Consider the following 13,775-nt stretch of genomic DNA (forward strand, 5'->3'; position numbering starts at 1 on the left):
GTCAGAACGGCAAAAGGGCACGTAGAACGCGCCCTTTCGTTACTAGCCTGCCAGCGCGATTACTGAAGCAGTTTCAGTACCGAGGACGGCAGCTGGTTGGCCTGGGACAGGATCGCGGTGGATGCCTGTTGCAGGGTCTGCTGCTTGGTCAGCTCGGCGGTTTCGGCCGCGAAGTCCACGTCCTGCACGGTCGAACGGGCAGCGGTGGAGTTCTTCTGGATGTTCTGCAGGTTGTCGACGGTGGTGCTCAGGCGGTTCTGGGTAGCACCCAGGCCGGAACGTACGCTGTCGATCGAGCCGATGGCCTTGTCAATCACCGCCAGAGCGTTCTGGGCGTTGGTGGCATCGGTGACGTCGGTTTGCGAAATGCTGGTCTTGGCCGAAGTCGCCGAAGTGCCTGCAGCCGAGAACACGCCTGTCACACCAGCACCGCTCAGCGAGTAACCTTTGGCGGAGTCCAGGTTGACCGCACCGGTCACGGTCAAAGAGGTGGCATCCAGCGCAGCAGCCGTGCCGTAGGTACCGGTGCCGTCTTTGGCAGCGACCTGGATACCTGCAACGGAGCCGGCGTCGGCTGCGCTGAACTTGAGGTTTTCACCGGTATCGGACTTGACCGACAGGGTGCCCTTGGTTTCGTCGTAGTTGACGCTGATGCCCAGTTTGGCAGAGTTGGATTTCAGCTGCTCGGCCAGGCCGGCAGTGTCTTTGACGCCGACGAAACTGACGGTCTGACCACCGACTTCCAGCTCGAAGTTGGCGGAATCCGGCGTGGCAGCGGCGATGGCAGCCGAGTCGACCGAGAACTTCACTTCAGTACTGGCGGTCGCGGTCAGGCCGCCGACAGCGCCGCTCAGGGTCTTGGCGATCTGCTTGGCCGAGGCACCAGCGTCGATGGTTACGTCAGTGCTCTGACCGTTACCGGTCACGGTCACCGCGCCGCCGGCTACGCCAGTAGTGGATGGGGTGATACCAACGCTCTTGACCTGTTGCGAACCAATGCTCTTGGCCGAAACGTTGTCCAAGGACAAGTTGATGGTTTCGTTGGCGTTGGCGCCGACCTGAATGGCCTTGGTGCCGTACGAACCGTCGAGCAGCTTCTGGCCACCGAAGGTGGTGGTGTCGGAAATACGGTTCAGTTCCGCGGTCAGAGCCTGGTATTCGTCGTTGTTCGACTTACGGTCGTCGGGGCTCAGCGAGCCAGTGGACGAGGACAGAGCCAGGGTACGCATCTTCTGCAGGATGTCGGTCGAGGCCTGCATCGCGCCTTCAGCGGTCTGGGCGATGGAGATACCGTCGTTGGCGTTCTTCACTGCCTGGCCCAGGCCGTTGATCTGGCTGGTCAGACGGTTGGAGATCTGCAGGCCAGCCGCATCATCCTTGGCGCTGTTGATCCGCAGGCCGGACGACAGACGCTGCATCGAGGTCGTCTGGGCGTTGCTGGCCTTGGTCAGGTTGGCCTGGGTGGTGATCGAAGCAATGTTGGTGTTAACGGTTAAAGCCATGACGAAATCCTCGTTGGATGAGTTACTGCGGCTTCCGGCCTTGGCAACCGCCGGGTGTGGCCTAGAGAACCTTCGTAATGGTTATCGTCGGGAGTGGCCCTGGCTTGAGGGCGATTTGCAAAAAAAATTGCCATCACACGGCCATCTTTTTGCAAATCAAGGGTTTATCGGCCGCCAGGGGCGATGAACGGGCATGAAAAAAGCGCCGGGGCCAAGCCTGCCGGCGCTTTTTCATGACCCGTCGATCAGCTTCGCTGGAGGATCGCCGAGCCCCACGACAGGCCGACGCCGAAGCCGCTGATCGCCACGCGGCGCCAGGTGCCGCCGAACATGTGCTTTTCCAGCAGCAGCGGAATGCTCGAAGACACCGTGTTGCCGGTTTCCAGCATGTCCTTGACGAATTTCTCCGGACGTTTGTGCTCCAGCTCTTCCTCGAAACGTCGTGCCACGGCGTCGACGATGGCGGCGCTGCCCTGGTGGATGCAGAAGGCGTCGATGTCGGAGGACTGCAAGTCGCTCGCTTCGAGCAGCTCGCGCAGGTGCGCGGGCACCTTGAGCAAGGCGAAGTTGAACACCTGGCGGCCATTCATGAAGAAGGTGCCGTCGCTGACCTTCAAGTGCGCAGCGCCGGCGCCGTCGGTGCCGAAACGCGCCTGGCCGAGCTGCCAGTCGGCGCCCTCGCCCATCCAGGTGGCGGTGGCGGCGTCGCCGAACAGCATGGTGGTGTTGCGGTCTTCGGGGTCGACGATCTTCGAATAGGGGTCGGCGGTGATCAGCAGGCCGTTCTTCAGCCCGGCCGCTTCCATGAAGCCCTTGATCGCGTACAGGCCGTAGACGTAGCCCGAGCAGCCGAGCGAAACGTCGAAGGCGGCGATCGAGGTGCTCAGGCCCAGCTTGTCCTGGACGATGGCCGAGGTGTGCGGCAAGCCCTCTTCGTCCCCGTTCTGTGTGACCACGATGAGCGCATCGATCGACTGCGGATCGAGGCTGGGGTTGTTGACGAACAGCGCGCGGGCCGCCTCGACGGCGAGGTCGGAGGTTTCCTGCGTGGCTTCTTTGCGCGGCAGGAACGCCGAGCCGATCTTGCCGAGGATGAAATCTTCGTTCTTTTCGAAACGCGCACCTTGGGCGTAGTTGTCCACGCCCTGGGCCGGCACGTAGCTGGCGATGCTTTTAATGCCAATCATTCTGGCTTCCCAATCAAAACAGCCAAAGTCCGCCGCTCATCGGATGAGGGCGCCATGAGGAGGGGTTGGGCGTGTGGAGACACGACGCGCACGCATTCGTTACCTGTATGCCGAAAGATAAAAGGCAACAGAATGCGACAACCGCCAATAGGATACAGGGAAGATGCAGGTTTTGACTCATTGGTCACATGTACCGCGCCGAATTGTAGGAGCGGCGTTAGCCGCGATAGCCCGCAAAGCGGGCTTAAGGGCGCGTAAATGGTTTACCTGAAATGGCCTGGGCGGCTGGGTTGGGGCCGCTTCGCGGCCCATCGCGGCTAATCGGAGCGCCGAACCGGCCGCTCCTACAGGAGGATATGAGCTGAGTTTCTAGAAGTGGATGGATGTCCCAGACCAGGCCGAAGCTCAAAGCCCTGCTGGAGCATCCGGCTCGATACTCCGATCAGCCGCGATGGCCCGCAGAGCAGAACCCCTGTAGGAGCGGCTTCAGCCGCGATGGCCCGCAGAGCGGGCCCGACAGCGTGTGAATGCTCTGCCTCCCATCGAGATGAAGATGCCGCTGGCTTAGAGCTTGTTGAACAAACTCAACTGCGAGACCCGCGAGAAGGCCAACTGCGAGGCTTCCAGCATGGCCTGCTGCAAGGTCAGGGCGATGACCGCCTGGGACATGTCGGTATTGCCGATGGCGCTCTGCGTGGTGGTGTTGGCCAGGCCCAGGCTGGTGTTTTCCTGGCGCTGGATCTCCAGCGAGTTGCCCCGCGCGCCGATCGAGCCCCGGGTGATGTCGATGCGCTCGCGGCCGCTGGCCAGGTTGGCCACGGCCGAGGCCACGGCATTGCGCAGGTCGACGTTGGCGTTCTTGTCGTCCATGGGTGCGTCGAGCACGGCGCGCAGCTTGGCCAGGGTTTGCAGCGGGTTCTGCGTCTGGTGGGTGTTGGCGCTCACGGTGAACTGGTCGCCGGCCTTGGGCGCATCGCTGAGCTGGTAGGTCACACCCGCCACGGTGAAGGCTCCGCCGGTGACGGTGCCCTTGGCGACGGGCTGGGCGCCGTCGGTCATTGGCTGCGCATACAGCTCGTACTCGCTGTCGCTGGTGAACTTGATCGCCGCACCGCCGCTGGGGAAGGTGCTGTGGTAGTCGGCCGCGTTGCTGATGGTGCTGCTGGTGATCTGCGCCGTCGAGGCGTTGCCGGCACCGCGGGTGGCGGTGAGGCTGTCGGGGCGGATCTCCAGACGGAACGCATGCCCCGCCACGGCGGCGTCGGCATTTTCGCCTTCGCTCAGGGCGACGTCGATGCGGAACTCAACACCGCGCAACGTGACCACGTTACCGCCTTCGGTGTCAGCGTCGAACTTGCCGTTGGTGGTGGTTTCGGCGGTGATGTCCTTGCCGCTGGCATCGGTGATGGTGAACGCGGTGGAACTGGTGAAGTTCAGCGAGTACGGCTGGCCCGAGGCGAAGCGGCTGTTGTAGGTCGGCGTCGAGGTCATCAGGCCCTGGGACAGCGAGACCTTGCCGTCGTTGGTCGCTGGCGCGGTCAGGGTCGACTGCGTGCGCTCCTTGTTGGTCGCCTGGTCGAAGACGCTGAAGCCCGAGTCGTTGGTGGCCAGGCTCAAGGTGTCGGACACCTGCAGGCTCAACTGGGTCTGGTCGCCCTGGAAGCTGTAGGTGCCGTCGGCGTTGCGCACATAGGGCTGGGTGGTGCTCTTGGCACCGCCGAACATGTAGTTGCCGTTGGCGTCGCGCGAATTGAGCAGGCCGAACACGTTGGCCTCGATTTCCTTCAGTTCGCTGCTGATGGAGGTGCGGTCGGCATCGGTCAGGCCCGCGCCGCCGGCGCGCACCGCCAGATCGCTGGCGCGTTGCAAGGCTTCGGTGATGGTCGACAGCACGCTCTCTTCCTGCAACAGCGCGTTGTTCACGGTGGACATGTTGCTGTTGTACTGGCCCAGCAGCGCCTGCTGTTGTTGCAACACCAGCAAACGCGCGGCACCGACCGGATCGTCGCCAGCGCTTTGGATACGCACGCCCGAGTCGACCTGTTCGCGGGTCTTGTTCAGGTCGGAAAAGTTCTTCGTGTAGCTGCTGGCACTGGCGTCGTAGAACTGAGCGGTGGAAATGCGCATGGTCAGCTCTCCTTTAGAGTGCGTTGATCAAGGTCTGGAAGGTTTCCTGCGCCGCCTTGATGATCTGCGACGACGCCGTGTAGTAATGCTGGAACTTCACCAGGTTGGCCGCCTCGTCGTCGAGGTTGACCCCGGACACCGAGCTGCGGCTTTCCTTGGCCGACTTGAGCACGGCATCGGTGGCGGTGCCGTCGATCTTGGCCTGGCTGGCCTTGGCGCCGACCTGCTCCACCAGTGAAGCATAGGCCGAAGTGAAGCTGATGCCACCGCCCGAGCCCGTGGCCACGGTCGCCTTGGTCTGCAACGCGAGCAATTGGCTGGCGTTGCGGTTGTCGGACTTGCCGTCGGTGTTGAACGACAGGGTGAAACTGTCGTTGACGTTGGGGCTGCCGCCGATGCTGGTGTCGAGGCTGAAGCTGCGCGGCTGGCCGTTGCCGTCGAGGATCGGCGCGCCGCTGGCGTCGCGCATCGGCACGGCGATCGAGAGCTTGTTGTCTTGCCCGGGCACGATGCTGCCGGTGCCGATTGAAGTGCCTTTGGCGTCGAACACGGTGTAGCTCTGGGCGCCACCGCTGGCCGCCTGGAACACCACCCGCACCGGCATCGAGGTGCGCATGGCTTCGCGCGCCACCGCCGTGTCGCTGCCGCCGTAGATGTCCAGACGCTCGGTCAGGGTCGGCTGCGTGATGGTCCCGGTACCGCCGTTGCCACCACTGGCCGCCGCAGTGACCGGCGCGGCGAACGCCAGCTTGTTGGCGTCCTGCGTGACGGTGCCGATGTCGGCGGCGGCCGTGCGCGTGGGGATCACCTTGAAGCTGTCGCCCGCAGCCAGCGCACCGCCCTTGAGCGCCAGGCTGAAGCCGTCGATCACCGGCGCCGGGTCGGCATTGAGGTCGAAGCTGCCCATCTCGGTGCCGTCGGAACGGCGCACGCTGTACTGCGAACCGCTGGTGAACTTGACCTCGTAGTCGTAGGTGCTCAGCGCGCCGCTGTTGCGGATGGTCACGTCGAGGTTGCCCGACCCGGTGCTGTTGGCCGAGGACGCCAGGCTGCGCTGGGAAATCGCCGTGGCGCTGTTGATGCTGGTGAACAGATCGGCGCCGAACTGGCCGTTGATGTCCAGGCCCTGGCCCAACTGCGAGTTGATGCTGTCGGCCACCACCAGGGCGACGCGGCCCAGGTCGTTCAGGGCCGGGGTCAGCACTTCGTTGCGGTAGCGCAGCAGGCCGCCGATCTGCCCGCCGGTGGTCACCGTGGTCACGTCGGAGCTGAAGTTGGCGTATTCGATCTTCAGGCTCGCCTGGCTCTTGTCCGCCACGCCGGGCTCCACCGACAAAGGATTGGCGTGGATACCGGTGACCAGCGCCTGACCGGTGCCGAGCGACACGTCGAAGTTGCCGTCGCGCTCCTGCACCGTGACGCCGACCAGTTCGTTGAGCTGGCGCACCGCTTCGCTGCGTGCGTCGAGCAGGCTGTTGGGCGAGGTGCCCGCCGCCGACAACTGCACGATCTGCCGGTTGTAGTCGGCGATGCTGGTCGTGAGCTTGTTGACCTGCCCGGCCATGGTCTGCAGCTGCGAATTGATCTGCGCATTCTGCTGGTTCATCTGCCCGGCCACGGCGTTGAAGCGGTTGCTCAGGGTCTGCGCCTGGGTCAGCAGCAACTGCCGCGACGCCACGTCCGACGGCGAGGCCGCCGCCGTCTGCAACGACGAGAAGAAGGCGGTGAGCACCGAGCTGATGCCGGTGTCACGGTCGGCCAGGAGCTTGTCCATGCCGGTGATCTGGTCCTGGAACGCGGTCGCGTCGGCCTGCAGCGAGGTCGCCGACTGCAACTGGTTGTCCAGGTACGCGCTGTAGATGCGGCGCACTTCCGACAAGGTAGTGCCGGTGCCGAGAAAGCCCACGCCGATATTCTGCGAGGGGCTGGCGGTCTGGATCGTCTGCTGGCGCGAGTAGCCCGAGGTGGCGGCGTTGGCGATGTTGTTGGAGGTGACCGACAACGCCGCCTGGCTGGCACTCAGGCCGCTCAGGCCGATCGAGATCAGATTCGTCATGCGTCAATCCTTATAGAGTCGTTGCAGAGCCGGCCATGGCGTACTGGGAAGTGGGTTGCAGCTGTCGGGCGATGCTGATGATCTTGCGGGCATAGTCCGGATCGGTGGCATAGCCGGCCTTTTGCAGCTCTCTGGCGAACTGTTCCGGTTTATCGGCAGACGCCACCGCATCTTTATAGCGGCCGTTGTCCTGCAACAGGCTGACCAGGTCGTGGAAACTGTCTTCGTAGGAGTCGTACGAGCGGAACGCCGCACGCTCCTTGACGAACTTGCCCTCGCGGAATTCGCTGGTGATGGCGCTGGCCTCGCCGCCCTGCCACTTGCCGGTGGCCTTGATGCCGAACAGGTTGTGGCTGCTGCTGCCGTCGGGATTGCGCATCACCGACTTGCCCCAGCCGGTTTCCAGCGCGGCCTGGGCCACCAGGTAGCGCGGGTCGATGCCGATGCGTTTGGCGGCTTTTTCGGCCATCGGCAGCATGGTGTTGACGAACTCATCGCTACCCGAGAAGGCTTTTTGCGGCGCCAACGGTGGCTGGGCAACGGCGCGACCGAGTATCTGCGTGGCGGCGCTCGGAGTGGCAGCTGCGGCGGTGGCGGACTGGACTTTCGACCGGTCCAGCTTGACCAGCGCGGGACTGGCGGTGGCCAGCGTCGGAGCGCTCGCGGAGGCGCCATTCGTCGAAGTGCCGCTGGCGGAGGTGCCGCTGGCGGAGGGCACGATGCCGGCCAGCAGGCGGTCGGTCAGCTTGCCGGGCAATGCCAGGCGCCGGGCATTGAGCAGGGCGACGTCGTTGCGCGAGCTGGTGGCACCGCCCTCGCCCGCCGCCGTCGCCGCCACCCGTGCGCCCCACAGGGCCGGCGCGTGGGCGCTGGCGGCACTGGCCGCCGCAGCGGCGCTGGCCTTCTTCTGCGACAACTGGCGCACCAGCACGTCCTGCAAGCCGATGCCGCCGCCTTCGCGCGACATGCTCACCGACAGCTGCTGGTCGTACATGTCCTGGTACTGCTTGACCGTCTCGGTGTTCATTGGGTTGTCGTCGGCCATGACGTTGCTCGCCTTGCGCGAGGCCTTGAGCATTTCGCTGATGAACAGCGACTCGAACTCCTGGGCCACCTTGCGCACGTTGGCGTCGCTGTCGCGATCGCCATGCTTGAGCGAGCTGAGGCGGGTCAGGTCGGTGTACGCGCCACTGTCGGGAGTGGTCGATACCAGGCTCTTGGGCGTCATGGTCGGGGCCTCAGATGACGATCAGGTCGGCCTGCAACGCGCCGGCCTGCTTCAGGGCTTCGAGGATCGCCATCAGGTCGCCGGGGGCCGCGCCCACCTGGTTAACCGCACGCACGATCTCATCCAATGTGGTGCCTGGACCGAACTTGAACATCGGCTTGGCTTCCTGTTCGGCATTCACCCGCGAGCGCGGCACCACGGCGGTCTGGCCGTTGGAGAAGGCGCCCGGCTGGCTGACCACCGGGTCTTCGGTGATGGTCACGGTCAGGCTGCCGTGGGTGACCGCCGCCGGCGACACCTTGACGTTCTGGCCGATGACGATGGTGCCGGTGCGCGAGTTGATGATGACCTTGGCCACCGCCTGGCCCGGATCGATCTCCAGGTTTTCCAGGATCGACAGGTAGTCGACGCGCTGGCTCGGGTCCATGGGCGCGGTGACCTGCACCGACCCGCCGTCCAACGCCTGGGCCACACCGGGACCGAGCAGCTCGTTGACCTTGTCGACGATGTGCTTGGCGGTGGTGAAGTCCGGGCGGTTGAGGTTCAACGTCAGGCTGTTGCCCTGGTTGAAGCCGCTGGGCACGGTGCGCTCGACCGAGGCGCCGCCCGGGATGCGCCCGGCCGACGGTACGTTGACGGTGATGCGCGAGCCGTCGCGGCCTTCGGCGTCGAAGCCGCCGACCACCAAGTTGCCCTGGGCGATGGCGTAGACGTTGCCGTCGATGCCCTTGAGGGGGGTCATCAACAGGCTACCGCCGCGCAGGCTCTTGGAGTTGCCGATGGACGACACAGTGATGTCGACCACCTGCCCCGGCTTGGCGAACGGCGGCAGGTCGGCGTGCACCGACACCGCAGCGACGTTCTTCAACTGCACGTTGCCCGACCCTGGCGGCACCTTGATGCCGAACTGGGCCAGCATGTTGTTGAAGGTCTGCAGGGTGAACGGCGTCTGGGTGGTCTGGTCACCCGTGCCGTTCAGGCCCACGACCAGGCCATAGCCGATCAGCTGGTTGCTGCGCACGCCGGAAATGCTGGCGATGTCCTTCAGGCGCTCGGCCTGCGCGGCAAACGCACAGCACAGCAGAAGGGTCGCGGCGAGCAGCTGCCTTGGGTTGAGCATGGTCATCGTTCTCAGAAGGGCCAGAGCGGGCTGAGGAAGAAGCGGTCCAGCCATCCCGGCTGGCTGGCATCGGCGAAGGAGCCGGTGCCCGAATAGGTGATGCGCGCATCGGCGACCCGCGTGGACGGCACGGTGTTGTCGGTGGCGATGTCGTCGGCACGGATCAGCCCGGCGATGCGCACCAGCTCGTCGCCGGTGTTGAGCGTCAGCCATTTCTCGCCGCGTACCGAGATGATGCCGTTGGGCAGCACGTCGGCCACGGTCACCGTCACCGAACCGGTCAAGGTGTTGCCCTGGTTGGCCTTGCTGTCGCCCTTGGTAGTGCGGTCGCCGTTGTAGCCGGCGTTGAGCGACAGGTCGCCGCCGCCGAACGGGTTGTTGGTGGTGCCCGAGCCGCCGAACAGCGACGTCAGACCGAGGTTGGCCTTGCTGTTCTTGGTGAGCTGGGAACCGGCGTTCTTGCTGGCCGAAGTGCGTTCGTTGAGGGTGATGGTGATGATGTCGCCCACACGGAAGGCCTTGCGGTCGGTGTAGAGGTTCTGCTCGAACCCGGCCTGATAGATCGAGCCGTTGTTGGCCGCGGCCGGCAACGGGGTGCGCGGCAGCACCGGGGCGTAGTACGGATCGTTGGGCTTGGCCGCGGGCGCCACGCACCCGGACAGCAGGACCACGCCCCCCAGGGCGAACACGGACAACAGACGACTCATGACGCTTACCTCACGGTGGATCGGGCGCGGGAACGGATCGGTGATCAAAGCTGCTGGGTGACGAACGAGAGCATCTGGTCGGCGGTGGAGATGACCTTGGAGTTCATCTCGTAGGCGCGCTGGGTGGTGATCATGTTGACCAGCTCTTCCACGGTGCTGACGTTGGAGTTTTCCAGGGTCATCTGCTGGGTGGTGCCCAGGCCGTTGAGGCCCGGCGTACCCACCTGCGGTGCGCCGCTGGCGGCGGTCTCGAGGAACAGGTTGCTGCCGATGGCCTGCAGGCCGGCCGGGTTGATGAAGTCGGCGGTCTGGATGTTGCCGATCACCTGCGAGGCCGGGTTGCCAGCGGTGGTGATCGACACTGTGCCGTCCTGGCCCACGGTGAAGGTCTGTGCGTCGTTGGGCACGACCACCGCAGGCTCCAGGGCGAAGCCGCTGGCGGTGACGATCTGGCCGTCGGAGTTCAGGTGGAAGGTGCCGTCACGGGTGTACGACACCGTACCGTCGGGCTGCAACACCTGGAAGAAGCCCCGACCGTTGACCGCCATGTCCAGCGGGTTCTCGGTGGTTTGCAGGCTGCCGGCGGTGAAGCTCTTCTGCGTGCCGACCACGCGCACACCGGTACCGACCTGCAAACCCGAGGGCAGCTCGCTGTCCTGGGTCGATTGCGCGCCGGGCTGGCGTTTGACCTGGTACAGCAAGTCCTGGAATTCGGCGCGGTCGCGCTTGAAACCGGTGGTGGACACGTTGGCCAGGTTGTTCGATACCACGGCCAAATTGGTGTCTTGGGCAGACAGACCGGTCTTGGCGACCCACAGTGCTGGAAGCATCTCGTTCTCCTCGTGCGCCGGATTTTCGGCACCCGTTCAGGTGTTATCAGCCTATTTGCAAAACACGCGCCATGGCTTCATCGCCTTCTTTGGCCGTGTTCATCATCTTGATGTGCAACTCGAATTGCCGGGACAGCGCCAGCACCGAGGTCATCTCCTCGACAGCGTTGACGTTGCTCGCCTCGAGAAAGCCCGACACCACTTTGACGTTGACGTCGGCGTCGGCCGCTTGCCCGCTGCTGGTGTGGATCAGGCCGTCGGTGCCCTTGACCATGCCCTTGGTATCGGGGTTGACCAGCTTCAGGCGGTCGACCACCGCCAGCACGCGCGGGTCTTCGCCCATGCCGCGAATGCTGATGGTGCCGTCTTCGCCCACTTCGATCTTCTGCTCGGGCGGCACGGCGATCGGCCCGCCGTTGCCCATCACCGCCATGCCGTTGCCGGCGCGCAGCACGCCCAAGGCATCGACGTTGAGGCTGCCGGTGCGCACATAGGCTTCGCTGCCGTCGGGGGCCTGGACGGCCATGAAGCCGGGGCCGGAGACGCTGACGTCCAGATCACGGCCGGTCTCGATCATGGCGCCGGCGCTGAAGTCGGTGGCCGGGCGCTCGGTCATGGCGTAGGCGCGCGACGGAAAGCTGTCGCCGAACACCGGCATCGACCGCGCCTGCTCCAGATCGCGTTGGAAGCCGGTGGTGGAAATGTTCGCCAGGTTGTTGGCGTGGGCCTGTTGCGCCAGGGCGTTCTGGCTGGCACCGGTCATGGCCACGTAAAGCATCTTGTCCACGGGGAATCCTCTGTGCGCGTAGCGAAATGTTGTCGCCTCGTGCAAGCCTTAGCAATTATCGAACCAGGTTTGCCAAAGCCCGTGTTTACTGGGGTTTGACGAGGATGGCTGGGCGATGGCGTCAGTTTGTCGGCAAAGGTTTGCCGCAAGGGAATTGCCGGGAGGGGAGATTGTCCGGCATCGGACGATGGGGTCGGGGGGGGGGGTCACCGCGCTGGAGGCATGAGGCTCATGGGTCGGCGCCCATGGCCCGGTGCTTGGGGTTCGCTGCTCGATGCTTCGTATCTTGGGGCTCCGTCACCGCCTGCCATGCAGCGATCGCCAACGCTACCGCGCGCGGCAACCCGCGTTGTTGAACGGCCCGGCGTGCCAGATCCAGCCATCGCCGGGTTTGTGCTGGCTGCACATGTAGCGGCCGGTGAGCTTGCTTTGCCAGAGGAAGAACGGCGCGGGGGCGGCCTGTACGCAAGTGTGGGCCAGGAGCAGAAGAAGCGCAGTGAGGGTAAAGCGTTTCGACATTGGCATGGGGCTCGGGTGGGTGTTTGCCTAAAGAGGGTTCATTGGCAGCCACCAAGGCTTTCGCCTTGGATCGCGGCTAAAGCCGCTCCCACACGGGAACGGTGCACTACAGAATCGACTCACCGCAAGAGCGGCTCACTGTGGGAACGACTCACTGCAGAAGCGGCTCACTGCAGGAGCGACTCATTGTGGAAACGACTCACTGCAGAAGCGGCTTCTGTGGGAGCGGCTTCAGCCGCGATGGCCGGCACCGCCGGCCCCACCCAGCCACCGCGATCTGCCAGGAAACCGTGCCGCCAGGATGGGCCGGGACGACGCGTGCCCTTCGAAACCAGACCACGCGCGTCACCCCTGAAAACCCTGCCACGCGCCTCACCCCGCTCCCACCCATCAGGTCATCTGGATGATGGTCTGCAAGACGGTGCTTTCGGTCGAGATGGTCTTGGCGTTGGCCTGGTAGTTGCTCTGCGCCTTGATCAGGTTGACCAGCTCACCGGTCAGGTCGACGTTGGAGTCTTCCAGCGAGCCGCCAGCGATCTTGCCGAAGGTGCCGGTGTCCGGCTCGCCGACCACCGCCACGCCGGAATTGTACGACTCGCGCCACGCCGTGCCACCGACCGGGGTCAGCCCCTGCATGTTGGCGAAGGTGGCGACGGCGACCTGGCCGATGACCTTGTCGCGACCGTTGGTGAAGTTGGCGAACAGGTTGCCGCTCTGGTCGACCGTCAGGCCGGTCAATTCACCGGTGGAATAGCCATCCTGGTCCTTGGCGGTGGTCGCCGAGGCCGCGTTGTACTGCGTGGTGGCGAGCATGTCCAGGCCGACGCCGCCGTCATTGGCGACAGCGCCGTTGCTGGCCCAGGCGCCGGCGGCGTTCTTCGCGGCCGGTACCCAGTTGTCCATCTTGAACGTCTTGTCGGTGGCGATGCTCATGCCACCGGCGACCGGGCCGGCGGCCATCGAAGCGGTGTCGAGCGAGCCGTCGGACTTGAACGGCAGGGTGTTGACCAGCGGTGTGGTGTTGCTCGGATCGGCCGGGTTGCGGCCGTTGACCGTGGTGTACATGGTCCAGGCGTTGTTGACCGTGTCGCGCACGAAGTACTGGTTCAGCTGGTGCAGGTTGCCCTGGCTGTCGTACAGGTCGGTGTTGAACGTGTAGTTGTAGGTCTTGACGTCGGACGGATCGAACGGCGTCAGCGCGGGCGCGGCTTGCGTGGAATTGAGGTTCAGGGTTTCGCTGACTTTCGACGTGGCGCGGGGCGCCAGGTTGCCGGTGTCGATCTTCAGGTCGGTCAGCGCGCCGCGCACGATCTGGCCGTTGGCGTCGACCGGGTAGCCCTGCAAGGTCGCGCCGGAGGCGTTGACCACCTTGCCTTCCTTGTCGCTGTAGAAAGCGCCGGCACGGGTATAGATGCGCGAGCCGTTGTCGCTCATGGCGAAGAAACCGTCACCGTCGATGGCCAGGTCCAGGCTCTTGCCGGTGCCGACGATGTTGCCGGTGGTGAACTGTTGCGACACCGCGTCAGTGCGCACGCCGCTGCCGACCTGGGTGCGGCCGCTGGTGCCACGCACGGAAGAGGCGTACTGGTCGGCGAACTCGGCACGCGAGGCCTTGAAGCCGGTGGTGGCGGAGTTGGCGATGTTGTTACCGGTGACGTTGAGGGCCTTGTTGGCCGCGTACAGCCCGCTCAGTCCAATATTGAAAGACATTT

The 13,775-nt window shown here is 64.7% G+C and carries 11 protein-coding genes; all 11 read right to left on the minus strand.

Annotated elements, in window-relative coordinates:
- Positions 1 to 59 precede the first annotated feature (59 nt).
- Positions 60 to 1,502: a flagellin gene (locus tag B4M43_RS03745; RefSeq protein WP_296264326.1), complete on the minus strand. Its 1,443-nt coding sequence runs from the start codon at positions 1,500 to 1,502 to the stop codon at positions 60 to 62.
- Positions 1,503 to 1,747: 245 nt separating this feature from the next.
- Entirely contained in the window at positions 1,748 to 2,689 is a 942-nt protein-coding gene (locus tag B4M43_RS03750) for a ketoacyl-ACP synthase III (RefSeq protein WP_296264328.1), read from the minus strand.
- A 564-nt stretch (positions 2,690 to 3,253) separates the two neighbouring features.
- Complete coding sequence (locus tag B4M43_RS03755; protein ID WP_296264330.1) at positions 3,254 to 4,816, minus strand: flagellar hook-associated protein 3; 1,563 nt, start codon at positions 4,814 to 4,816, stop codon at positions 3,254 to 3,256.
- A gap of 13 nt (positions 4,817 to 4,829) precedes the next feature.
- On the minus strand, positions 4,830 to 6,872 hold the full coding sequence (flgK, locus tag B4M43_RS03760; protein ID WP_296264332.1) for a flagellar hook-associated protein FlgK: 2,043 nt from the start codon (positions 6,870 to 6,872) through the stop codon (positions 4,830 to 4,832).
- Between the two features lie 10 nt (positions 6,873 to 6,882).
- Positions 6,883 to 8,100, minus strand: a complete 1,218-nt coding sequence (gene flgJ / locus B4M43_RS03765; protein WP_296264334.1) for a flagellar assembly peptidoglycan hydrolase FlgJ — start codon at positions 8,098 to 8,100, stop codon at positions 6,883 to 6,885.
- A 10-nt stretch (positions 8,101 to 8,110) separates the two neighbouring features.
- A complete protein-coding gene (locus B4M43_RS03770) occupies positions 8,111 to 9,220 on the minus strand; it encodes a flagellar basal body P-ring protein FlgI (protein ID WP_296264336.1) in 1,110 nt (369 codons plus the stop codon).
- An 11-nt stretch (positions 9,221 to 9,231) separates the two neighbouring features.
- A complete protein-coding gene (gene flgH / locus B4M43_RS03775) occupies positions 9,232 to 9,927 on the minus strand; it encodes a flagellar basal body L-ring protein FlgH (protein ID WP_296264338.1) in 696 nt (231 codons plus the stop codon).
- Between the two features lie 44 nt (positions 9,928 to 9,971).
- Entirely contained in the window at positions 9,972 to 10,757 is a 786-nt protein-coding gene (flgG, locus tag B4M43_RS03780) for a flagellar basal-body rod protein FlgG (RefSeq protein ID WP_296264340.1), read from the minus strand.
- A gap of 46 nt (positions 10,758 to 10,803) precedes the next feature.
- Positions 10,804 to 11,544 carry a flagellar basal body rod protein FlgF gene (locus B4M43_RS03785; protein ID WP_296264343.1) on the minus strand — a complete coding sequence of 247 codons (741 nt, stop codon included), beginning with the start codon at positions 11,542 to 11,544 and terminating at the stop codon, positions 10,804 to 10,806.
- A gap of 327 nt (positions 11,545 to 11,871) precedes the next feature.
- A complete protein-coding gene (locus B4M43_RS03790; protein ID WP_296264345.1) occupies positions 11,872 to 12,063 on the minus strand; it encodes a hypothetical protein in 192 nt (63 codons plus the stop codon).
- Between the two features lie 390 nt (positions 12,064 to 12,453).
- On the minus strand, positions 12,454 to 13,773 hold the full coding sequence (gene flgE, locus B4M43_RS03795; protein WP_296264346.1) for a flagellar hook protein FlgE: 1,320 nt from the start codon (positions 13,771 to 13,773) through the stop codon (positions 12,454 to 12,456).
- Between the last annotated feature and the right edge of the window lie 2 nt (positions 13,774 to 13,775).

The sequence above is a fragment of the Pseudomonas sp. UBA6562 genome (assembly GCF_002434265.1).
GTDB lineage: Bacteria > Pseudomonadota > Gammaproteobacteria > Pseudomonadales > Pseudomonadaceae > Aquipseudomonas.